Annotated in this window: 21 protein-coding genes; 20 read left to right on the forward strand and 1 reads right to left on the reverse strand. The window is 71.0% G+C overall.

All coding sequences use genetic code 11. The features are described from left to right. Nucleotides 1–41 precede the first annotated feature (41 nt). Both AB5J73_RS48045 and AB5J73_RS48050 read left to right on the forward strand, forming a co-directional pair. A complete protein-coding gene (locus tag AB5J73_RS48045) occupies nt 42–2,522 on the forward strand; it encodes a hypothetical protein (protein WP_370973742.1) in 2,481 nt (826 codons plus the stop codon). After that, a complete protein-coding gene (locus AB5J73_RS48050; RefSeq protein WP_370973977.1) occupies nt 2,480–4,867 on the forward strand; it encodes a DNA translocase FtsK in 2,388 nt (795 codons plus the stop codon). Before AB5J73_RS48045 ends, AB5J73_RS48050 begins: the two co-directional genes overlap by 43 nt. Before the next feature lie 15 nt (nt 4,868–4,882). Here AB5J73_RS48050 and AB5J73_RS48055 read toward each other — a convergent pair whose 3' ends face one another. Beyond that, the gene (locus AB5J73_RS48055; protein ID WP_370973744.1) at nt 4,883–5,551 is read right to left on the reverse strand and encodes a hypothetical protein; all 669 of its coding nucleotides are present in this window, start codon (nt 5,549–5,551) and stop codon (nt 4,883–4,885) included. Nucleotides 5,552–5,886: 335 nt separating this feature from the next. Between AB5J73_RS48055 and AB5J73_RS48060 the strand changes: the two genes are divergently transcribed. The 18 genes from AB5J73_RS48060 (at nt 5,887) to AB5J73_RS48145 (ending at nt 21,812) form a co-directional block, all read left to right on the forward strand. After that, the gene (locus AB5J73_RS48060; RefSeq protein ID WP_370973746.1) at nt 5,887–6,753 is read left to right on the forward strand and encodes a hypothetical protein; all 867 of its coding nucleotides are present in this window, start codon (nt 5,887–5,889) and stop codon (nt 6,751–6,753) included. 2 nt (nt 6,754–6,755) lie between these two features. Continuing rightward, nucleotides 6,756–7,394, forward strand: a complete 639-nt coding sequence (locus AB5J73_RS48065; RefSeq protein WP_370973978.1) for an AAA family ATPase — start codon at nt 6,756–6,758, stop codon at nt 7,392–7,394. Further along, on the forward strand, nt 7,391–8,347 hold the full coding sequence (locus AB5J73_RS48070) for a DUF1643 domain-containing protein (protein WP_370973748.1): 957 nt from the start codon (nt 7,391–7,393) through the stop codon (nt 8,345–8,347). The genes AB5J73_RS48065 and AB5J73_RS48070 overlap by 4 nt, the downstream gene beginning before the upstream one ends. A gap of 523 nt (nt 8,348–8,870) precedes the next feature. Then, complete coding sequence (locus AB5J73_RS48075) at nt 8,871–9,041, forward strand: hypothetical protein (protein WP_370973750.1); 171 nt, start codon at nt 8,871–8,873, stop codon at nt 9,039–9,041. A 64-nt stretch (nt 9,042–9,105) separates the two neighbouring features. After that, nucleotides 9,106–10,191 carry a hypothetical protein gene (locus AB5J73_RS48080; protein ID WP_370973752.1) on the forward strand — a complete coding sequence of 362 codons (1,086 nt, stop codon included), beginning with the start codon at nt 9,106–9,108 and terminating at the stop codon, nt 10,189–10,191. A gap of 343 nt (nt 10,192–10,534) precedes the next feature. Next, nucleotides 10,535–11,041 carry a hypothetical protein gene (locus tag AB5J73_RS48085; RefSeq protein ID WP_370973754.1) on the forward strand — a complete coding sequence of 169 codons (507 nt, stop codon included), beginning with the start codon at nt 10,535–10,537 and terminating at the stop codon, nt 11,039–11,041. An 82-nt stretch (nt 11,042–11,123) separates the two neighbouring features. Beyond that, nucleotides 11,124–11,528: a hypothetical protein gene (locus AB5J73_RS48090; RefSeq protein WP_370973756.1), complete on the forward strand. Its 405-nt coding sequence runs from the start codon at nt 11,124–11,126 to the stop codon at nt 11,526–11,528. A 38-nt stretch (nt 11,529–11,566) separates the two neighbouring features. Continuing rightward, entirely contained in the window at nt 11,567–11,851 is a 285-nt protein-coding gene (locus AB5J73_RS48095) for a hypothetical protein (RefSeq protein ID WP_370973758.1), read from the forward strand. 139 nt (nt 11,852–11,990) lie between these two features. Beyond that, on the forward strand, nt 11,991–12,617 hold the full coding sequence (locus tag AB5J73_RS48100; protein WP_370973759.1) for a hypothetical protein: 627 nt from the start codon (nt 11,991–11,993) through the stop codon (nt 12,615–12,617). Nucleotides 12,618–12,647: 30 nt separating this feature from the next. Beyond that, the gene (locus tag AB5J73_RS48105; RefSeq protein ID WP_370973761.1) at nt 12,648–13,961 is read left to right on the forward strand and encodes a hypothetical protein; all 1,314 of its coding nucleotides are present in this window, start codon (nt 12,648–12,650) and stop codon (nt 13,959–13,961) included. A gap of 216 nt (nt 13,962–14,177) precedes the next feature. After that, a complete protein-coding gene (locus AB5J73_RS48110; protein ID WP_370973763.1) occupies nt 14,178–15,434 on the forward strand; it encodes a hypothetical protein in 1,257 nt (418 codons plus the stop codon). A gap of 159 nt (nt 15,435–15,593) precedes the next feature. Beyond that, complete coding sequence (locus tag AB5J73_RS48115; protein WP_370973765.1) at nt 15,594–16,772, forward strand: hypothetical protein; 1,179 nt, start codon at nt 15,594–15,596, stop codon at nt 16,770–16,772. Between the two features lie 454 nt (nt 16,773–17,226). Beyond that, on the forward strand, nt 17,227–17,568 hold the full coding sequence (locus AB5J73_RS48120) for a DUF6355 family natural product biosynthesis protein (RefSeq protein WP_370973767.1): 342 nt from the start codon (nt 17,227–17,229) through the stop codon (nt 17,566–17,568). Nucleotides 17,569–17,585: 17 nt separating this feature from the next. Beyond that, entirely contained in the window at nt 17,586–17,804 is a 219-nt protein-coding gene (locus AB5J73_RS48125) for a helix-turn-helix domain-containing protein (RefSeq protein WP_370973769.1), read from the forward strand. Further along, nucleotides 17,779–18,249 carry a thioesterase family protein gene (locus AB5J73_RS48130; RefSeq protein WP_370973771.1) on the forward strand — a complete coding sequence of 157 codons (471 nt, stop codon included), beginning with the start codon at nt 17,779–17,781 and terminating at the stop codon, nt 18,247–18,249. The genes AB5J73_RS48125 and AB5J73_RS48130 overlap by 26 nt, the downstream gene beginning before the upstream one ends. Before the next feature lie 86 nt (nt 18,250–18,335). After that, complete coding sequence (locus AB5J73_RS48135; RefSeq protein ID WP_370973773.1) at nt 18,336–18,836, forward strand: hypothetical protein; 501 nt, start codon at nt 18,336–18,338, stop codon at nt 18,834–18,836. Between the two features lie 189 nt (nt 18,837–19,025). Further along, nucleotides 19,026–19,487 carry a hypothetical protein gene (locus tag AB5J73_RS48140; protein ID WP_370973775.1) on the forward strand — a complete coding sequence of 154 codons (462 nt, stop codon included), beginning with the start codon at nt 19,026–19,028 and terminating at the stop codon, nt 19,485–19,487. A 363-nt stretch (nt 19,488–19,850) separates the two neighbouring features. Beyond that, nucleotides 19,851–21,812, forward strand: a complete 1,962-nt coding sequence (locus AB5J73_RS48145; protein ID WP_370973777.1) for a protease pro-enzyme activation domain-containing protein — start codon at nt 19,851–19,853, stop codon at nt 21,810–21,812. The last annotated feature ends 30 nt before the right edge of the window (nt 21,813–21,842 follow it).

Genomic DNA, 21,842 nt, shown 5'->3' on the forward strand with positions numbered 1-21,842 from the left:
TTACGAACGATCGGTTTGATCAGAGAGCGAGAACGACTCCGATGGCGAACGCGACGAAGGTCAAGAGCCCGAAAGCACAGGCAAAGGCCGACGCCAAGGCCAAGGCCAAGGCGGCCAAGAAGAAGGCCCGCCACGACAAGCTCAAGGCTCAGTCGCGTGCCCTCGCGTCGCGAAACTCTCACCAGCTGCGCCCCTTGATGATCAACGGTTCGGCGCTGACGACCAGCGTGCTGCTGCACGGGATTTCTCCGACCATCGGCGCAGCGTTCGGTCTCTCGGCTGCTGCCGTGACCGCGGTCAACGCCTGGCTTGGCAGGCTGTCCGAGAACGAGCGCAAGCACATCGCCGTTCACGGGCTCTCGGCAGCAGCATGGTCCGCGCTGGCCGGCCTGGTCGGCTTCACGCCGATGGTCGATGTCGCCGGCCTGGTCGGCCTCATCACCTCGCACTTGACCTGGCATGAACGTCGCGGCGTCCCAAAGCAGGGTGTCTCGGAGCGCGCGACGTCGAACGAGTGGAACGCAGTCTCCGACGAGGGCGACGACCGCGACGGCATCCTCGCCCGCGCCGGGTGGCCTGGCGCACGGATGTTCTACCGGGAACCGATCACCGACGCGAAGGACACCCAGATCGGTTTTCGCTACCACATCGACATCTCCGAAGCCTCCACCACCGCTGACGCGTTCGTGGTGTCCGCGCCGGCCATGATCGCCAAGCACCTGCCTGGCCGCACCCGCAAGGGCGCGGTAACCGCCCACGCCATCGAGGAAGACGTCAACCACGTCTACGTCGACGTCATCTGGCGGAAGCAGTGGTCGATGGAGACGAGCCTGTTGCACCCGATCGTGCAGCACCTGCCGGAGCTCACCGAGCTGGTCCACTGCGCGATCGAGCACCACCAGTCCGGCGGCGCCACCGAGCCGATCGTCATCCCGCGGCACCTGCGCCGCCTCATGCCCGGCATGGCGACCGTCCGTGACCCGATTCTCAAGGGCTTCAAGGCCGACCAGTCCTACGCGACCGAGACGATCTTCAAGAAAGGCTACGGCCCGTTCCACAAGTTCGGCGTCGGCAAAAGCGGCTCCGGCAAGACCTCCGACATCAACTCGGAAATCGCGTCGCTGATGCCGTGCCGCGACGCGATCGTCTGGGCCATCGACGTCAGCGCGAAACGAGGCAAGCACTTCGCGCCCTGGGGTAGCTGCATCGACTGGCTGGCCACCGAGATCCCTGACGCCAACGCGATGTTGAAGGCGATCGTCAACATCATCAACGCTCGCGGTCGCCATCCGGCCTACCGCACTGGCGCGGTGGTCTCTCCCAAGACCGCGCCCACCATCGTGCTCATCATCGACGAGCTGCCCGCGTTGTGGGAGGCGCTGGGCAGCGAGCGGATGAACAAGTTCCTCGCCAACATCGCGCGGCAGGCCCGTGCGCAAGGCGTGCGCCTCGAGCTGTGGGGTCAACGTGGCGTGCAGACGGACTACGGCAACGGGTTCCACTCGGTGATCACCCAGTGCGACAGCCGCACGCTGTTGAAGGTGCTCCACGAGACCGAGGCCGGCTACGTGCTGAACAACGCCGAGCTGGTGCAAAACGACGTGACCGCGATGCTGCCCGGCGAAGGCATCGACCAGGACGCGGAGACCGGCGAGATGACCCACCGCCGCGGCTGGCTCGTCCGCGAAGGCGACGACGAGGCAGACGAGGGCTCGTTCGAGGCGCTGGGCGACATCCCCGCGATCGCCGCCCTTTACGCCCCGTTCCGGCCGAAGCTCGATGCGGTGTCCGCGCAAGCCGCGGGTGAGGCGTACGCCAACCGGAAGGTCTTCCTCCCCGACAACCCGCTGCTCACGCCTGAAGAAGTCGTGACGCCGCGCGTCACCGTGGAGCCTCCGGTGTCCGAGGACGACCAGGACGCCGTGATCAGCCAGCTCCGCACCAACATCTCCTGGCTTGACGCGATGCTGGACGGCCGCCTGTCGGTCCCCGGCATCACCGCTATCACCGACGACGGCGAAGCCGTCATGACCGACGAGGACGACTCCCAGATGGACATCGCAGAACTCGACACCGCCGGCGTCATGCTGGACATGGGTATCCCAACCGGTGAGTCAGACGCCGCGCGGGAGCAGCGCGGCGAGATGATGAGGGCGCAACTGGACAAGCAGCTTGCCGGAGCGACCGCCGAACTGGACGAACTGACGTCCGCGATCGCCACAATAGAGCCGACTGTCACGGTGGCGGAGGCCGCTGGCCGCGACGAGGCGCCGCAGGCGTTTCCAGACGATGACCCGATCATCCTGGCCGCCCTGGAGATCATGGGCAGGCAGGGCCCCAAGGGCGCACCGGTCGGCGAGATCGTCGCGGCGCTGGGGAAAGCCGGCAAGACGCCGTCCTCGGAGACCGTCAGGGCCCGCCTGCGGGACCTCGCCAACCGGAACAAGGCTGTGCTGGCCGGCTCCGGCCGCGGAGCTCGCTGGTACCTCACCCACCACGCCCCGAAGGGCGGCGACAAGTGACCAGCCGGAAACGCCAGCCCTCCAGGACCCGGACGTCGGCGCGGAAACCCGCGCGGCGCAGGGGGAGCGGCCGGTCGAAGAGCGGGAACTTCACCGCCTCGGTAGCGACCGCGTGGAAGTCGGCTGCTCGAGGCACGGGCAAGCTCACCCGAGCAGTCGGTAGCACCCGTGAACTCGACGTTCCACACCAGCGTGACTGCACAGCACTCGGCCTCATCGTGGCTGCTGTCGTGGTAGCAAGCACGGCCTGGTTCCAGGCTGGCGGTTCGACCGGGCGACGGGTTGGCGACGGCATCCACGCTCTGCTCGGCCTGCCTGGCCTCGCTGTTCCTGTTGTGCTGATGGCGACGGCGGTCACGCTCATGCTCACCACCGCGCGGGTTGAGCGCCGCCCTCGCCTCATCTCGGGTGCCGTGCTGCTGGTGGCCACGATCCCCGGCCTGTTCGAGGTTTTTGCCTCTGCTGGTGGTGCAGTCGGTTCCCTGGCGGGCGGCCTTCTCGCGGAGTCGGTCACGGTGTGGCTCGCCACACCTCTCCTCCTTGCGGGTTGCGTCTTCGGCGCCATCTTGGTCGGCAACGTATCGCTGGCGACTGTCCGAGCCGTCCTCAAGGAGACGTTCATCGGCACGCCCGACGCCACCGACGTCGCCCAGGCCGGTGTAAGTGATCAGCCTGCCTCGATTCCGCGCCGAAACCGGCCACGCGTCGCCACCTCCGGCACCTCGGGCACGGTGCCGGATTCCACATCGGACATCTTCGAAGAGCCGACGTCGGCCGAGGTCGCTCCTGTCGACTTGGACGCTCTCCAGTCAGCTCAGCCCGCGGTCTGCCGTGTTTCTTCGAGCAGCTACCAACTCCCGCCAGCTGACCTGCTCGCGCGCGGCGACCACTCCGAGATCGACCGCGAGGGTGTCAGCAGGCAGGCCAAGGCGATCACTGCCGTGTTCGAGGAGTTCAAGGTGAACGCCAAGGTCACCGGCTTCACCTGCGGCCCGACGGTCACTCGCCACGAGGTCGAGCTGGGTCCGGGGGTGAAGGTCGAAAAGATCACCGCGCTAACCAAGAACATCGCGTACGCCGTGGCAACGGACAACGTCCGGCTGCTGGCGCCCATCCCCGGCAAGTCCGCGGTCGGCGTCGAGGTCCCGAACGTCAACCGGCAGACCGTCCACCTCGGCGACACCCTGCTGTCGAGCACTGCCCTGAAGGACAACCACCCGATGGTGATCGGGCTCGGCAAGGACATCGAGGGCCACTTCGTCACCGCGAACCTGACGAAGATGCCCCACCTGCTGGTCGCCGGTTCCACCGGTTCCGGTAAGTCGAGCTTCGTCAACTCGATGCTGGTGTCGCTGCTCGCCCGGTCGACGCCCGAAGAGGTGCGGATGATCTTGATCGACCCGAAGATGGTCGAGCTGACGCCGTACGAGGGCATCCCGCACCTGATCACGCCCATCATCACCCAGCCGAAGAAGGCCGCCGCCGCGCTGGCCTGGCTGGTGGAGGAGATGGAGCAGCGCTACCAGGACATGCAGGCCAACCGGGTCCGGCACATCGACGACTTCAACCGCAAGGTCAAGTCGGGGGAGATCACCGCGCCGCCGGGGTCCGAGCGCGAGTACCGGCCGTACCCGTACATCATGGCGATCGTCGACGAGCTCGCCGACCTGATGATGACCGCCCCGCGTGACGTCGAGGACGCGATCGTCCGGATCACCCAGAAGGCCCGTGCGGCGGGGATCCACCTGGTCCTCGCGACGCAGCGGCCGTCGGTCGACGTCGTCACCGGCCTGATCAAGTCCAACGTGCCGTCGCGGCTCGCGTTCGCGACGTCGTCGCTGACGGACTCGCGGGTCATCCTGGACCAGCCCGGCGCGGAGAAGCTGATCGGCATGGGCGACGCGCTGTACCTGCCGATGGGCGCCGGCAAGCCGGTCCGCATTCAGGGCGCGTTCGTCGGCGACGAGGAGATCGCCGCGGTCGTCAACTTCGCCAAGAGCCAGGCGCAAACCGAAGCTATCGACAGCGTCGCAGGCAAGACCGGTGGAGCGAAGGTGCCTGCTCCGGATATCGGTGACCTCGACGAGCTGCTTCAGGCCGCCGAACTCGTCGTCACATCGCAGTTCGGCTCCACCTCGATGCTGCAACGGAAGTTGCGCGTCGGTTTCGCCAGGGCGGGCCGGGTGATGGAGCTGCTGGAAGACCGCGGAGTGGTCGGGGCGCAGAACGGGTCCCAGGCCCGGGACGTGCTCGTCCACCCAGACGAGCTGACCGTCGTTCTTGCCGCTCTGAGTGCCTACTACTCGAACGTCGACTCCGGGACCGACACCAGGACTGACGCATGACCGCCGGCGCCGGGGTTACCCCTTGAACCGCTCTCGCAGTGGCTTCAGTCCACCCTTCCGTACCCACGTCTTCACGTCGCGGCGAACGGTTGCAAACCACCAAACGAACACCACGAGCGCGATGGGCACGGTAAGCACACCTGGCCACCAGCCCCACCATGCCGTGTCGAGCCACCAGCGCAGAAGGCCGGTAAGCACGAACCAAGTTCCGCCCCCCAACATCGCGCCGATCCAGAGGCCCTTGATGTACACACCAGGGGCTTGCAGGAGGCGGGTGGAGCGGTCGGGAGCGTCGGGAAGCTCGAAGTTCAGCTCCGGTATCCGCACGCGCGGTTCGGGCACGCGGTACTCGTCCTCATCGAACGCGTCGTCCTCATCGAACGCGTCGTCCTCATCGAACGTGTCGTGCGCATACGGCTCCGGCTGGGGCGGTGCGCTCGTTGCCGGCGCGGCCGTGCCGGTGCCAGGTCCGCCGAGAGCGGTTGCTAGCGCGGCGTCCAGGTGGCCCTGCGTGGTGTCGTACCAAGCCATCGCTTCAGCAACTTCACGCTCGTCATGCGCACGCCCGCGGACCATCTTCTCGAACCCGGTCCGGGACCGGACGTTGAAGTCGCGGGCGCCCGCGTCGAGCTGGTCCAGGCTGGCCACCAGCCATGGCGGCATCTGCTCATGCTGGCTGCCCATCGCCTGACCTCGCCTTTCTTCGTGTCGTCCGCGTCATTGTCTCATCACGGACCGACATCATCCACAGCCGCGAACAGCGAGCCGCCTCTGAACCTGGCCCTCGACCGTGGCGCCGGCCCGGAGAGCCGGATGCCCTGGTGAACGGGGATGCAGCCCCCTTTTGCCCACCAGGGCATCACCACGCGACCCAACCGATCCGAAGGGACAACGCGCACTATGAACGATGCACCACGAGCAGTGACATCGCCAAGCCTGCCCCCGGCACTCGGCGATCGACCCTCGGCGTCGTCCACGCGCCCTAGCCGCGAGGCGGCGTGGAAGCTGGGGGTGCTCAGGTGACAACCACGGGAGCCATGACGGCGGCGGCGCTCGTCGCCCGCCTGCGGGCGCACTACCTTCCGCCGCCGAAGCCGGCGGCTGGGCTGCCGATCACCGCTGAACAGCTCCTTCCCGGTGCGGTGCTGCTGACCGAGGTGCCGTCCCCGGCCGGCCGCAGGATCGACGCCTTGGTCGTCAACCTCACTCGCTCTCGGCAGGGGCTGGACGGGTTCGAGATCAAGGTGTCCCGCAGCGACTGGCTGGCGGAGCTCGACGCGCCGGAGAAGGCCGACCCGTGGTTCGCGGCCACCCACCGATGGTGGATCGCCGCGCCGTCCACCGACGTGGTGCGGCCGGAGGAACTGCCCGCCGGGTGGGGCCTGATGGTGCCGTCCCCGCGGTCGGCGGCGCGGATGAAGATCGTGACCCGCGCAGACACCCGCACTCCTGAGCTGGGGTGGCTGGAGCTGTGGGAGATCGTCAAGAAGCTCGACCGCATGCGGGCGGGTGAGTGCGCCGCGACGGCTGAGCAGGTACGGCTCCAGCTCGCTGAACAGGCTCGTGAACAGCTCGAACGCATTCGCGAGAGCGCGACCGCGGTTTCAGGAGACGCTGCCGCGGCCGGGTCAGCACTGTCTGCCGTTACCGGGTTGCCGGATTGGAGGCTGCGGCACGCGCTCGAGAAACCCTCGCCGTGGCTCAGTGAGGCGCTGCGCGCGGTCTTCGCCGTCGACCAGCTCCGAACCGGCGGGGCGACCGAGGAGGTGGTGCGTCACGTCCGACGGGTCGCTGAACAGCACGAGCAGGCCCTGACCGCCCTGAACAGGGCGCTTGTGGCGCTGGCGCCGCCCACCCGGGATGAGGAAGGCGAGGTGGGGACGTGACGATGGTCCTTGCCTCTGGAGCAACTAGTTCGCCGGTCGTCGCTGATCCGTCACGGTTTCCGGGGAAGCCGGGATTGCTTGAGGTCTTCGGGGACGGGCCGCTGCTGGTCGCGTTGCTGGGAGCGCCAGGCAGTGGCAAGACGACGTGGCGTCGTCGCTGGCTGCCGGTGGTGCCGGCGGTGAACCTGGACGAGAACCGGGCTCTGCTGTCCCCGTTCCGGTGCGAGTCCGATCAGGCGGTCACCGCAGCCGCCCTGCACATGGCGTACACGCAGGCCGGTGCCGTGCTGGCGAGTGGCCGTCAGGTGCTCTGGGATGCGACCAGCACCGACCGCGCCAGCCGGATGGCCTTGCAGGTCCTCGCCGCTGAGCACGGCGCGACGACCGCAGCCTTCGTCCTGCTTCCGCCGTTGGAGGTGTGCCTCGAGCGCAACGGGCGACGCGACGCGACGTTGTGCCCCTGCGGGTTCCCGCGCCGGGTGCCAGAGGAGTTCGTCGTGGGCAGCTACGCCGACCTCGCCGCCGTGCTGCCGTCGCTGCCCAGCGAGGGCTGGGATGTCGTCGCGTTCGCCGACCAGCTGGTGCATGAGACACCCGCGGGCACCTCGACGCCGGTTCAGCACCTGGGCGGCGGGCGATGACGCTGCTCGAGCGGGTGCTGGACGAGGTCGGCGAGGGCTTGGTCGTCGACGAGCATCCGGACCTTCTCGGATCCGCGTCCGCGGTGTTCGACCCGGACGGGATCTACCGATATGCGCTGTTCAGGCACTGGGGGCCGGGCCCGATCGCGCTGCTGGTGATGCTGAACCCCTCGACCGCCACCGCGACCGACGACGACCAGACCATCCGCCGGTGCGTGGCGTTCGCGCGGCGTGAGGGCTGCGGGTCGCTTGGCGTGGTGAACCTGTTCGCGTTGCGCTCGACCGACCCGAAGCGGCTGGCTGAGCACGCCGAGCCGGTCGGGCCGCACAACGACCAGGTGCTCGCTGCGGTCGCGCGGCTGGCAGCACGGCTGCCGGGCAGCCGGGTGATCGTGGCGTGGGGAACGGGCGGGCAGCTGCTCGAGCGGGATCAGCGGGTCGCGGCGACGCTGACCGGCGCCGGGCTGGACCTGCTGTGCCTCGGCGTCACGGCCGAGGGCTTCCCGCGGCACCCGAGCCGGCTGGCGAATTCCACGCCGTTGCGGCTCTACCGCGCGGCGCCGGCGGAGTTCCGGGTCCTCAGCGTGCGCCGCCCGTGGGCGAACCTGCTGTTCAGAGGCAAGAACATCGAGAACCGCTCGTGGTCGACCCGCTGGCGGGGCCGGGTTGTCCTGCACGCCGGGCAGCGCTGGGAACCCCGTGGCCGGGAAGTCGCCGCGGCGCTGGGCATCGAGGTCGCCCGCGACGAGCCGGAGGGCTATCTCGGCGTCGCCGAGCTGGTGGACGTCCACCTCGATGCCGGTTGCTGCCGGCCGTGGGGCGAACCGGGCGCGTTCCACTGGCAGTTCGCCGAGTCGCTGCTGTTCAGCGCCCCGATCGCCGGTCCAGGACGGCTGGGCCTGTACCGGGCGGTGCCATCGGCGGTCCGCAGCGTCCTCGGAGTGGCGGCGTGAGCGTCGCCGAGGCCGCCGAGGCATGGCCGCCGAAATTGCTTTGCCCGACCCCCTTGCACGAGTGTCGGTAGGTTCGGTAGCTTGAATCTACCGGAACTACCGAACCTACCGAGTTCCACAAGCCGGAATCGGCAGCAGTCGCGCACCAGCCCTGGTGCCCTGCCGGTTCCGCGGGGCCGGGCAGGGCTTCCCCGCCTGCCCGGCCCCGCCAGCAGACTCCCGGCCGGTCGAGCGCAACCCCGATCGCGCACCCGCAGCGCGAGCGCTCCCGGCTTCCTCCGGGGCCGAGCCGCCATTGCCTCCCCGCGGCTCGGCCCCGGCCATGGCCTTCGGTCGCACGGCGCGCACCACGCCGGCGGCCCCGCGAGCGAGGCCCGGACCGCACGGCACCTCCCCCCAGCCGGCGGTCTGGGCCTCGCGCCCCGCACAACGCGGAGATCACCAGACCCGCATAGCCCGGACTGGCTGGGCAGCTGCGTAACCACGAGTTCGACACGACGAGACACCGCGAAGGAGCGGCAAGATGGCGAACCAGTTCGGCGAGACGGTCCACGACAGCCAGGCGTACAGCCAGGCGCGCGACGCCCTCGACCACATCGACGACCTCGACTCGGTCGAGGCGCTGGCGGACACCCCGGTGAAGAAGGCCGCCCTGGCCGACGCGCGTCGGGCCCGGTCCGCGCCGCGCAGCTGAGGCGACGGCGGTCGTGCCGAAACCCTTCAGCAGTCCCGCATTCGGTCGAGGGAGAAATTCGATAATGAACGCTGCCGGGCAGATCCCGGAGGTCACCGTGGCGCGCTACGGCGCGCCACGGGTGAGCGTCACGCCGGTGACGGACGTAGTGTCGTCCGAGCCGATCGAGGGCCGATCACGGCCAGGGCACTACCAGAGCGTCATGCTGAACGTGGGAACGGCGGAGCTCAGCTTCCACGAGAGCACCGAGCACCTGGAGCCGTGGCTGCCGCAGTGGAAGGCGGTCAACGACGTTCCCCGCGAGACGTGGAAGCGATGGCACCCCGGCACGCTCTTCTCCTTCCGGGGGCCGCACATGTGGTTCCAGCCGGTTCCGGAGCTGCTGAGCTGGGTGATCGACTCCGGTGTCAAGGAGTTGCCCTATCTCGACGTCCCGGCCGCGAACGCGTTGCTGGAGACGATGGTGCCGCACGCTCAGGCCCTGCTGGACGGCCTGTTCGAGGCCGGTGGCGAGCTGGACTGGTCGGCAGGTTCTGCCACGGCCGGCCGCAACATCGGCCGGTTGTGCCAGCGCGACCCCAGAGTCGGCGCCGCGGACGAGGACCGCGACCTGGTGGACTTCGAGATGATCGTGCGGCGGTTCCCGCACGTCTACCGGCCGGAGTTGCTGCTGCTGTCGCAGGCCAGGCTGGCCAAGGAGTGCGAGTACGTGACGCGGTACCTGGGTCACAACGAGCGCTGGCACGGCGAGATCAAGAAGGTGTTCGGCAAGCCCTACAGCGACGGCAGCGGCGTCGGCCTGGACGTGCTGGGCGTGCGGGCCTGGTACCGGACGGTTCTGCTGGACGGCGACCCCCGGGAGCTGCGCGATTTCAGCGACTGGGATGCCGAGCACGGGCGCCTGGCCGACGGTGAGATCACCGCCGCGACCACGGACGACGAGCTCGCCGTCTGGGTGGAGCGCGAAGAGGGGCGCGCCGCGCGGGAGAACCTGCGCCTGCTCGGGACGCAGGAGGCGGTCGGCCTGCACCGGGCGCGGCTGCGCGCCACGGCGATCAGCTCGGGCGGTGGAGACGGCGAGATCGCCGAGGACGCCCAGGTGGGCGAGACAGAGGTAGGCGAGGCAGAGGTGGACGAGCTCCGCGGCTGACGCACTACCCGCGCGGAACGGCCAGACGCCTCGGGCGGCCCCCTGAACAGCGTGTTCAGGGGGCCGTCTCGCATTTGCGCGCCCTTGCGCGACGGCGGTGCGTGTGGTGTCGCCGGGGCCCCGGCCGGGGCAGGACAGGCAGAAACGGCCCTGGCCCGGGACTGTCCGGTCGTCCGGTTCCTGGCGCCGTGCCGAGCTTCCTGGCGCGCCGTGGTTGCTCGCGTGCCGGTGACCGCCATCGTGGAACTACCGGACCTTCCGGGACTGCCGAACCTCTTGCACAGTTACGGTAGGTTCGGTAGTTTCAACCTACCGAACCTACCGGCTAGAAATGGGAGACGGGATGAAGCCGACCGCGAGCCCCGAGGTCACCAGCACGGTGAACAGCGGCGACGTGGATATCGAGTTCACCGGCGAGGTGGTGCAGCTGCGAGTCGACCCGAACGGCTCGAAGGGCGACGTCGTCGCGGTCGCCTACGCCACCACCGAGGACGGCAAGACGGTCCGCATGTGGCTGCGGATCGACGCCGCCGGCGCGCGCTACCTGCGCGAGCGGATCGAGGACGCCACTCCCACGCCGGCGGCGGTCGCGCAGGGCATGGGGCCCGACAGTCGCGTGTTCCGCACCGAGCTGGTCTGGGCCGAGACCGACCAGAGCGCCTGGAGCCAGAAGGCCGGCTGGTCGCTGTTCGTCGACGCCGAGTTGATCGCCCACACCGGCGAGAAGCTGTCGGCGGACGACGCCCAGGCGTGGGCGGACACGCAGCTCGCCGCGAGCATGCGCTGGCTGCCGGGGCACGAGACCAGCAGCTTCTACTGGGTCGCCTCCCCGGCCGCCTGCCGCGCGTAGCTCTCTCCCGGCCGCCGCGGCCTTCCCCGTCCGTGGCGGCCGCCAGCTCGCACCCGGTTCCAGCTGCGAAAGGCTCGACACGATGCCCGTCACCCGGCTACTGCTCGCCGCGTCGGCCGCCCTGCTCCTGGCCGGCTGCGGCGGGACCGCGACCATGCCGGAGTCCTCGCCCTCCGCCGCGCCGTGGACTGCAAGCGGATCCCCGGCCGACCTCGACCCCGCCCGCGGTCCGTGGCTGGTGTCCAGCACCGGAATGTGCTGCAACAAGATCGGCCCGGGTCTGCCGCCGGTGCACTGGTACGTCGTGTGCGAACCGGCGACGGAAGTCTGGGACGAGATCCACAGCCCGGACAGCGGCGCGCCGCACTACCGCGACCCGGACGCGCCGCACATGGTCCAGCTGGAGGTCACCGAAGACGTCTCCCACAACGCGCAGCCCGGCCAGCCGTGCCCCGTCCCGCCCACTTCCACCCCCGACAAGTCCTGACAGCCCAACAACATCGAACCGCGAAAGGGCTCACGCCGATGACCGCCACCACCCCGGAAACCGTGTCCACCGACCAGCGCCTGGCGACGCTGGCCAAGGTCCGCGAGATCCTGCCCGACATCGACGCCGCCCAGGCCACCGCGATCGCCGCGTGGGCGATCAGCGGCTCGATGCCGCTGGACCCGGACGCGCTCAACGCCGCCGGCAAGCGGCTGGCGCAGGTCTCCGGTTTGGCCTGGGACATGCGCGAGGTCGCCAACGACTGCCGCGGCAAGGCCGCCGAGGTCATCGGCGCCTACTACGCCGCCGCGCACCGGCCCTGACCCGCAGTCGAGCCCGGGATTCGTGACCCGTCGCCCGGCTCGCTCCGCCCCACCAGCCCACGCGGCGGTGGCACCGCCCCCACCGGTGCCACCGCCGCCTTCTCGTTTCCACCCCAGCCTTGATCGGAGGCCACCGGCCATGCCGTCCCTCGCCGAGCTCGAACAGATCGCCCGCCACCCGGAACCGGCCTACCCGGAATACGACGCGCTGCGCGCGCAGACCACCGCGGTGTTCGGGCCGTTCGTGTCCCCGCAGGAGGTCGACGAGGGCACCGCGGTGCTCCGGGCGCACACCACCGATTGGGCTTCGGCGGTGCTGGGCCGCCCGTTTCCCGGCAGCCTCCGGGCGGTCAGCACGACCGACGCCCGGTTGCTGATCCTGGCGCACCGCCGCGAGCTCGACCCGCCGCTGCCTGAGCGGCTGCGGCGCTGGCAAACCGAGGCTGAACAGCACGAACGCGCCCAGACCGAGCGGCGGGAAGCCGCGCAGCGGCAGCGTCGGCAGCGGTGGGAGACAGTGCGCGCCGGCTGCGCCGTGGCGGTCGAGGTCCGCTTCAACACCCGCCACGCCGGCAAGTCCGGTCCGCTGGGGCACGTCGTGCCCCGCGTCGACGTTCGCTCGCCGCGCCGGCGGCACCCGGCCGGGCGCGCGCTGTGCGAGACGCCGCGCCGCTCCAGCCCGCTGGTGCTCGGCGAGCCCGTCGACGAGCCAGCCACCTGCGAACGCTGCCTGGAGTTCGCCCGTACCGTCCAGCCTGCCGCCTGACCGCGGCCGCGCCCCCACGACGAGGACCCGATGCCGAAAGTTTCCGCTGTTCAGAAGGCCGCCGAGCTGTGGCAGGGCCTCAACGAGCGGCAGCAGACCTGGCTGATCGTGATCTACCGCGCCGACCAGGACGCCGAAGGCACCGCGCGCGGCGCGTTCGCCCGCGGCGAGCGGTCCCGGCCGGCGTCGCAGTGGCGCTGGCTGGACTACGGCATCGTCGACGACCCGCTGGGCAGCGGACCGTCCGGCGATCTCCAGTTCGAGCTCAACCAGCGCAAGGTGTGGGACCAGGGCGCCGGGTCGACCATGACCGTCCTGATCGAGCGCGGGCTGATCCTGGTCAAGCGGGAGCCGCTGATGATCGGCTGCCGGATGCTGATCCAACTGACCAGGCTTGGCCGCGCGGTCACCCGTGCCGGCGGCGCCGACGACACCGAGCCCGCCCGTCGTCGGCCGCCCGGGATGCTCAGCGAGACGATGTGGTCGATGCTCGTCGACGTCCGCCGCGCCGGACGGCGGGGCGTGCTGCGGTACGCGCCCAGCGGCGCGTGGCAGGCGCTGGCCGAGCGCGACCCGGCGCTGGTGCAGTTCGGCCGCGACCCCGGCGGCAGCGGAAAGACCAGCATCACGCTGACCGACGCCGGCGTGGCGCACTACGCCGACGGCTGGCGGGAGTACGCCCGGCTCTACCCCGGCGTCGCCGCACCGCACCCGGACCCGCAGGCCGAGCCGGTGTGGCCGCGCGAGGTCGACGCCCGGCTCGGGCAGCTGGCCGAGGCGGTCGCGGCGATCGGAACGGACCTGCGCACGCTGGCCACGCAGCTGCGCGAGCTGGAAACGCTGGGGGAGCTGCCGCCGGTGCCAGACAAGGGTGCGGTGCCGGAGTTCGCGGCCGCGGTGAAGCTGCGGCGCGAGCGACACCGGCGCGCCGAGCGCCAGCGGCAGCTGGCCGGCGAGCATCGAGAGCAGCTGCTCGGCCTGTACCGGGACGCGATCGCCCGCTACGTGGCCGTGGCGGCCGCGGTGGTCACCGCGGCCGCCGAGGGACGCGACCCGCGCACGGTGCTCGACGCCGTCCCGGCCACGCTCGACGAGAACGACCGCCTGGTGGGGCTGAACTGCCCGCGGACCGGGCTCGCCGGTGTCGACCGCGAGATCGCCGTCGTGCACCGGGCCGCGGTCAAGGGTGCGAAGCCGGCGCGCCGCCGTGAGGACCGCGAGCGGGAGGAGCGCTCGGCCCCAGCCGGACGGCAGCTGGCCGCGGTCAACGGGTTCGGCGCCCACCTGCGCGCATTGGTCGGCAAGGGCCAGCTCGCTCGGCTGCTGCTGCGCCGCGACGCCTGACCGCGAGGCGAGCACGCCGACGCGGCGGCCACGCTAGGGTGGGCACCGGGCCGAGGCGCTGGCCCGCACCGCCTTCCGGACCGACGCCCACGCCGTCACCCCGGAGTCTCACCTGGCGGGCAAGGTCTGGTGATCGCGCTGAGCGTGATACTCCGTCGTGCCCCGTGAACAGCAGGTGCGGAGCGTGGGAAGCCGTGCCGCGCAAGGAGTTCCGGCATGACCCGTGATCACTACCGCAAGAAGGACGTGCGTGCGCACGCCGCGGCGACCGGCCGCCGCTACCTCGACGCCGCGACCACCCTCGAGGGCGCCATCTCGGGCCGGAACCGGACGGCCACGCAGCTGCGCGACGCGCTCGCCGCGGCGCTGGAGACAGCCGGCTGGCCCGTGGTCATCGAGCACCACCCCCAGTTCCACGCCCTGCCCCTCTACGCCGGGCCGGCCACCGTCCACGTAGGACGCGCCGCCGAGCCGCCGCTGACCGCCACCGGTGACGAGCACCCCGACGACCCGGCCGTCTTCGACCTGGCCGCCCCGCTCACGGTGACGGCGTGGGCACCGCTGAGCGTGGAATATTCCGAGGCCCTGGGCCGGGTCACCGGTGTCGACGCCCACGAGCTCCCCGCCACCGCGACGCCCGCGGAGATCGTCGCGGAACTCGACCGGGTCGTCGGCCAGGCCCGCCGCCGCGACCTCGCCGACTTGAAGCTCGACACCGGCTGCGGGGTCTGCGGCGACCGCTACGCCGCGGGCGGGCTGGCCCGCCCGGCGCGGCCACGGGTCGCGGTGTGCCCGTGCTGCGCGTTCGACGGCGACCTGCTCGACCCCGAGCCCGGCCAGCTGGCGTTCGACCTCGACCAGGCCGCCTCGGGGACGCTGACCGCGCCGGCGGGATGGGCCGGGGTGCAGGCGCTGCTGTGCTGCCTGGGCGGCCCGCGGTTGCCGGACTGGCTGCACGAGGACTGGCGCAGCGCCGGAACCTCCTATGTGCCAAGGGAATGGTGGAGCAGCGCGGAGCAGACCTGGGTCTGGTTGCCACCGGCCGCCCAGCGACCGGCAGCCCTGACCGGGCTCGGCTGCGGCGCCTCGCTGGCGCGCGTGATCGCCGCGGTCGACCATGCGCACCCGGACGCGCGCGACCGCTTCCACGCCTACCTCGCACACGAACTGGCCGAAGGGGACGACGTCGACGACCTCGACGAGGACCGGGTGCCCGGCGAGGTCGTCGAGCGGTTCTGGCCCGCCGTCGTCGCCTACGCCGTCGCCCTGCTCACCCAGCAGGCCGAGCGGCCGGGACAGCGGCGGCCCTGGCACGTGCTCGCCTCGTTGGAGCTGTCGGACTGGTTCGACATTCTCGCCGGCGACCAGGACGACGACCTCGATGCCTACCCGGTCGAAACGCTGCTGCACGGCGGCATCATCACCGTCCGCGACCTGCTCAACCCGGTCGAACCCGGCCGGCAGCCCGAGTAAGCTGCACGCGTTCGTCCTCCCCGCGTACGTACACGGGGCTGGCCCCATCGACGAACTGTCCGACGTCCACTCTGGACGTGTTGTCCCCGCGCGAGCGGGGCTGTGCCGGCGGCGATCGATGCCGCGGCTGCCCTGCGCCCGCGAAAGGACAACTCCCTCTTGCACAAGCCCCTTCACGAGGACGTCTCCGCGGACCGCGCCTGGGTCGTGGGGCGCCGGATCTACGTGCGCTGTCCCAAGAACTCCCAGCTCGACAGGAAGCTGATCGAGCTGGGAGCGAAGTGGGACTGGGACGTGCGAGCTCGCTGGGTCGGCACCGGCAAACGCGAGCAGGTGCTACCCCTGGTCCTGGCCGACGAGCAGCGAGCGCGGGCCGAGCAGGAGGCCGCCCGGCAGGTGCTGGAGGCCGGTCGGTGGGTGACCGTCCCGCGCGGCGTCGTCGCCCTGCACGGGCGCGCCGGCGAGCTGGGTGCGGTGTGGGACAGCGCCGGCCACCGCTACGCCATGCCCAGCGAGGACAGCCGGGCCGAACTCCAGCGGATCGTCGACGCCTGGGTCGCCGAGCAGAAGGCCGCCCAGCAGCGGCGCGCGGCCGACAACGCCGAAGCGCGCGCGACGCAGGAGGCCGAGGCGAAGGCGGCCGCGGTCGAGGAGGCCGAGCGGCGGCGGGCCGAGATCGTGGCCGACAGCGGCCGGGCGCCCATCGGGGACACCGAGACGTTACACACGATCAGCACCCGGTGGATGAATCGCGCGACTGCGGAGAGCACGGCGTGGCCGGTCGGGACGGTGCACCGGCTGCGCGGCGGCCGCCGTGGACTGGTGGTCGCGCGAAAGGTGTGGTTCACCAACGACGACGACGCCACCGACATCGACTGGCACCCCGACGCGCCCGACGAGGCGCACTGGAACTTCCAGTACACGCTGGCGATCGTCGAGCCGACCAACGCCGAACTCCGAGCCGACGCCGAGGCCGCCGCGCTGCGCGCCGACGCCGCGCAGCTGCACGCGTTGTTCCGGGAGCTCGGGCGGGCCGGACGCGTCGTCTACGCGTTCACCGCGGTGCCCGACTCGGCCCGGGTCGGCACGATCCGCGGCACTGCCGGCACGCCCGGCACCAGCTCGTTCGACACCGGCACGGTCATCCTCACCGACGACGACCGCGTGGTGTGGCAGCACCCCGGCCACCACGACGACTGGATCCGCACCGAAGCCGTCGTCACCGGCTCGGATCAGCTGGACCGGGTGCGCGCCCTGCTCGCCGCCGGCGCTCGCACCCGCCACCACGTCGACCAGCTCACCTACACCTACGAGATCACCACCACCGCCACGCGGTGACGTGGTGACCGGTCCCACGCGGCGCCACAGCGCTTCGGGCGGCCCCCACGGTGCGCGCGAGCGCGACGTCCCCGAACCCCGGAATCTGGCGCTGTCCTGGGTGGACGCGTCTCGCGGCGGTCGGCCCGTCGGGCCGCAGGCGCTGCTGCTGCCCCGACGCCGCACACCGACCCACCCGCAAAAGTACGTCCACATGAGTTGACATCGGCCCGGCAAGCCCTAGTATCGACTCCCGTAGTCGTCAACTCATATGGACGTTCGGGGAGTTCGTCCGGGTTGGCGGCCATGGACCGGCTGTGGGGGCCGGTCCGGCTGAGCCGGTCCGTGAGGGGAGCCGACCTGTTGGTCGGCAGCGCACGCGTGGGATGCGACGGACCGGCTCGTCCACGACGGGAGGGGACGAGCAATGCCAACCACCAGGCCCAGGAACTCGACACTGACCAGGACCGGGCGCGTGGCGGCCGCGGCCGCCGCGGTCGGCCTGGCCGCCGTCGGAGCCGGCATCGCCGGCGCCGGGACCGCCGCCGCGTCGGTCGCCGCGTACCCGTGCGGGTACAGCTCGCAGGGGATGGACGCGCACTATCGCCACTGCGCGGACAGCTTCATCCTCATCCGCGCCGACTGGGACACCGGCACCCACTACACGACCTGCGTCGGTCCGTGGGGCGAGGTGCCGCTCTACCACGACGGGCCACACCGCCAGGTCAACGCCTACTACGTGCCCAAGGCCCCGGCGCTGATGCAGAACATCCACGGCGAGTGGATCTGCCGGACCGGCCAGCCGGACTGGCCGTGAGCGGCCGGGGAGGCACCGTGCGGGACACCATCATCGCCGTGGCCGCAGACCTGTTCGCCGAGCGCGGCGCCGACGACGTCGGCTTCGACGAGATCGCCGCCACCGCCGGGATCAGCGCCCGCCACCTGCGCGTGTACTTCACCTCGACCACGGCCATCCGGGCCGCTGTCGACGCGCACGCGGGCGAGCACGAACGGGAGGAGGCAGGCGGTGCCGGCGCGCAGCTGGTCGCCTGACCCGGCCGCGGCCACAGGATGGCTGCGCGGCACGGTCCGCACCGTGCGCTACCAGGTCACCGCGGCCGACTCGGTGCGGCGGCTGGCCGGGCGCAGCGTCGAGTTCGCCCGCAAGCCTGACGTGGTGGCCTCGGCCCGGTTGCTGGAGCTGTGCGAGTGGCCCTGCATGGACGCCGTCCGCGACGCCATCGCCCCCGCCGAGTGCAGCCTCGGCGCCCGGCAACACCTCGACCACCAGGCGCCGATCGCCATCGGCGCCGAGCTCACCATCACCGCGCGGTGCACCGTGGCCACCCACTCCTACAGCGAGTGGGAGGTCGACGTGCACGACGGCCACGAAGTCGTCGGCCAGGCGACGCTGGCGTTCGTCGTCGTCGACCAGGACACCTTCGAGCGGCAGAGGCTGAGGCCGAAGACGACGTCCGCCATCCCGAAAACCGCGTAACAGAGCCAAATCCGAAGCTTTTCGCATTCCACACGCGGGTGACGTGTGCCCAGATTTTGCACCACTGCAACGAGAAGGGGAAACCAGTGAAGACTTTGACTAAGGGGCGCCGGATGGCGTCGGCGCGGACCTTGGCCGGCGCGGCGCTTGCCGGAATGCTCGCGCTCAGCGCGCTCGCCCTGGACGTGTCCACCGCCGCGGCCAGCCCGGCGCCGCCCAGCGCGGGACTCGACGCCGGGATGCCCAGCGACGGCCTGCACCCGGATGCCCCGGTGACCGCACCGGACGGCACCCGGATCTGGGGCACCCGCGAGGGGGCGGCGCCGGCTTCGGTCGCGCGCGCAGCCATGCCCAACACGATCGAGATCCGGGTCGACGGCGCCCGGGTCCGATCCTCGGTGCCGAACGGGCCGGTCGTCGGACTGGCCTACCGCGGCCAGACCGGCGGCGCGAACTGCAAGGTCTCCAGCGGCGGCTACACCTGGGGATTGGTGTCGGTCAACGGGTCCTACGGATGGATGCGCACGGACCTCTTCACCATCATCTACCAGAGCACCGGCCCCTGGGGCTCGCTGCCGCGGTGCTGATTCCCGGCCCGGTGAGCAAACAGGCGGTGAGCTCGCGGCCGCGGCACCCGGACCGAATGGGCGCCGCGGCCGCTGGGCCGCGCGGCGGTTCGCCCCCGCCAATCAGGACGTTCAGCGCGGCAACGCGCCGCCCCGTCGTCGCATCGTCCACGCACGACGGTGCTTACAGGCATTACCAAGGGGGACAACATGACAGCGCGGACACGACCTGAGCATCCGGCGCACGGCGCGCGCGGCCGCGGCGGGCGGGCCGTCCGTGCCGGGCTGCTGCTCGGCGCCGCCGGGATGCTGGCTGCGGTCGCGGGTGGATGCTCGGACACGCCGACACCGCCCGCGCCGACTCCGCCGTCGGGAACGCCGGTGGCCACGGTGCCGCTGCCCGCGCCGTCGGCGGACGGGCCGGTGCTCACCGTGGACGGCCAGGCCAGCTGGACGACCGGCCACCCCGGATGCGCGGTGCTGCGCACCGACGCCGGGCAGGAGTTCAGCCTCGTCGGCCCGGCGACCCAGCAGCGCCTCGGCGAAGTCCGCTCCGGAGCCTCGCCGGCCCAGCAGCGGGTGCGGATCACCGGCTACGTGCCCAAGGTCGGCGCCTCGGTGTGCGGCGCACTCCGCGCATTCGTCGCCGAAAAGGTGACGGCAATGAACTGACAGTCACCAAAACACAAAAGCAGACGCTTACGCAATCCCGGTTTAGCTACATGAGCCGGGGCCGTTTTCGTGCCCAAAAAACGGCAAGAAAAACGGCTGGGAATATTCGTTCAGAAACGGGTTGACATTCCCGATCCAGGCGATGCAGAGTGAGGCTGTCCAGCTGATACACGCTGGTCACAGGCCAGCAGGGGAGACGCTGGCCGCACCGAGGGGGACTCGTCGCCACGTAGGGGGAATCGTCCGGCGCGCTATCGCCATGCCGGTTTCGCATTTCTCCCACATCCGTCCTGTTGTCGATAGCACTCGCCGTCGGCCCGGGGTCTCGGTGTGTCGGAAGAGCAAACGGAATCGGGGACATTAATGGCAGTACGACCATCCCGTGCGGCCGGGCTGATCGCCGGGTGCGCGGTACTCGTGGGGATCGCGGCCGCGCCGTCCGCGCTCGCCCAGGGATCGACGACCTCGCCCGGCGCCGACCGCTCCGCGGTCGAGGGCAACCAGCCGAGCTGGGCGACTCCCTCGGCCAAGGTCGGGCACGCCGACCTGCACCAGCAGCGGCACATCAAGGTGGCGCTGGCGCTGCGTGATCCGCAGGGCGCGGAAGCCCTCGCCAAGGCGGTCAGCAAGCCGGGCTCGCCGCAGCATGGCAAGTTCCTGTCCAGCAAGGAATTCCTCGACCGGTTCGGCCCGACCCAGCAGACGGTCGACCAGGTCACCTCCTGGCTGCGCGGGCAGGGCCTGAAGGTCGACGGCGTCGCGAGCAACCGCCACTTCGTCGAGGTCACCGGCGACGTCGCGCAGTTGCAGACGACGTTCGCCACCTCGCTGGCCACCTTCCGGCACCAGACCAAGGACGGCCGGTCGTTCACCCTGACCGCGCCGGAGTCCGCTGTGTCGGTGCCCCGGCAGGTGCGCGGCGCGGTGAGCGCGGTGCTCGGCCTGGACGACGCGAGCCGGACCATCACCACCGGGCAGGTCGCGCCGCGAGCGGCCAACGGCGCCCGGCCGGGAGTCACCCCGGCCGCGGGCGACCCGTCCAGCTGCGCGCGGTACTGGGGCGAGGTCAACAACGGCGCGGTGCCGCAGAAGTACGCCGGCGGCAACCAGTCCAACTACCTGTGCGGCTACACCGCCCCGCAGATCCGCGCCATCTACGGCCTGAACAGCGCGAACACCGGTGCCGGGCAGACGGTGGGCATCGTCGGTGCCTACCACCTGGACTCGATCGTCGCCGACACCAACAAGGCCGCCGGCCAGTTCGGCGCGCCCGCGCTGACCGCCGGCCAGTACAGCGCGGTCCTGCCGGGCAGCTTCGACAACCAGGACAAGTGCAACCCCGACAGCTGGGCAGGGGAGCAGGCGCTGGACGTGCAGTCCATCCACGAGGTCGCACCGGCGGCGAAGATCGTCTACTACGGCGCCAAGAGCTGCTACGACCTGTACAACGCGCTGAACAAGGCCGTGGCCGACAACAAGGTCTCGCTGATCAACAACTCCTGGCTCTACCCCGGTGAGACCGCGGTCTCGCAGGCCGAGCGCGACCAGATGGGCTCGATCGCGGTGCAGGCCGCGATCCAGGGCCAGGCCCTGACCTTCTCCAGCGGCGACTCGGGCGACAACTCCGGTCCGGGCGCGGCGGGCAAGGCCGAGGCCAGCTTCCCCGCGTCGCACCCCTGGGTGACCGCGGTCGGCGGGACCTCGGTGGCGCTGGACGCCAGCTCGAAGATCAAGTTCACGGCGGGCTGGGAGAACTCGGGCAACACGCAGTCGGGCTCCAGCTGGGTTGCGCAGAACGACGCGGACGGCCGGTTCGCCGGCGGCGCCGGCGGCGGCGTGTCCAAGCTGTACGACCAGCCGGACTACCAGAAGAACGTGGTTCCCGCCGGGGTCGCGAACGGCCACCGCGCGGTGCCGGACATCGCGGCGCTGGCCGACTCCTACACCGGCATCGCGATTGGCTACACCACGCCGCAGGGCTACATCGCCTACTCCTCCGGCGGCACGTCGCTGGCCTCGCCGATCCTCGTCGGCCTGGTCGCCAACGCCCAGCAGGCCCAGGGCCTGACGCGGATGGGCTTCTTGAACGACGCGATCTACGCGCTGGCCGGGAAGCCGCAGATCACCGACGTGAAGCCGACGCAGGCGGGTGTTTGGTCGCCGTTCATGGCCGGGTTCGGCCACGTCTCGGTGCCCACCCAGAACGGCTCCTACCTGCTCGACCTCGACTCCAAGCCGCAGTCGCTGGTGTCGGGCTCCGGCTGGGACGCCGTGACCGGCATCGGAACGCCGACCTCGGGCTTCGTCACCGCCCTCGGCAAGTGATCGGAGGCGGTGCGGCCGCCGCTGCCTGAC

It is taken from the genome of Amycolatopsis sp. cg9 (assembly GCF_041346945.1).
In the GTDB taxonomy this organism is placed as follows: domain Bacteria; phylum Actinomycetota; class Actinomycetes; order Mycobacteriales; family Pseudonocardiaceae; genus Amycolatopsis.

Bases quoted from the DNA above. Each gene is read 5' to 3' on its own strand.
- AB5J73_RS48080 (WP_370973752.1), top strand. From the start codon at position 9,106: ATGAACGCTGCCGGGCAGATCCCGGAGGTCACCGTGGCGCGCTACGGC.
- AB5J73_RS48100 (WP_370973759.1), top strand. From the start codon at position 11,991: ATGCCGTCCCTCGCCGAGCTCGAACAGATCGCCCGCCACCCGGAACCG.
- AB5J73_RS48110 (WP_370973763.1), top strand. From the start codon at position 14,178: ATGACCCGTGATCACTACCGCAAGAAGGACGTGCGTGCGCACGCCGCG.
- AB5J73_RS48140 (WP_370973775.1), top strand. From the start codon at position 19,026: ATGACAGCGCGGACACGACCTGAGCATCCGGCGCACGGCGCGCGCGGC.
- AB5J73_RS48085 (WP_370973754.1), top strand. From the start codon at position 10,535: ATGAAGCCGACCGCGAGCCCCGAGGTCACCAGCACGGTGAACAGCGGC.
- AB5J73_RS48045 (WP_370973742.1), top strand. From the start codon at position 42: ATGGCGAACGCGACGAAGGTCAAGAGCCCGAAAGCACAGGCAAAGGCC.
- AB5J73_RS48090 (WP_370973756.1), top strand. From the start codon at position 11,124: ATGCCCGTCACCCGGCTACTGCTCGCCGCGTCGGCCGCCCTGCTCCTG.
- AB5J73_RS48145 (WP_370973777.1), top strand. From the start codon at position 19,851: ATGGCAGTACGACCATCCCGTGCGGCCGGGCTGATCGCCGGGTGCGCG.
- AB5J73_RS48105 (WP_370973761.1), top strand. From the start codon at position 12,648: ATGCCGAAAGTTTCCGCTGTTCAGAAGGCCGCCGAGCTGTGGCAGGGC.
- AB5J73_RS48055 (WP_370973744.1), bottom strand. From the start codon at position 5,551: ATGGGCAGCCAGCATGAGCAGATGCCGCCATGGCTGGTGGCCAGCCTG.
- AB5J73_RS48075 (WP_370973750.1), top strand. From the start codon at position 8,871: ATGGCGAACCAGTTCGGCGAGACGGTCCACGACAGCCAGGCGTACAGC.
- AB5J73_RS48095 (WP_370973758.1), top strand. From the start codon at position 11,567: ATGACCGCCACCACCCCGGAAACCGTGTCCACCGACCAGCGCCTGGCG.
- AB5J73_RS48065 (WP_370973978.1), top strand. From the start codon at position 6,756: ATGGTCCTTGCCTCTGGAGCAACTAGTTCGCCGGTCGTCGCTGATCCG.
- AB5J73_RS48070 (WP_370973748.1), top strand. From the start codon at position 7,391: ATGACGCTGCTCGAGCGGGTGCTGGACGAGGTCGGCGAGGGCTTGGTC.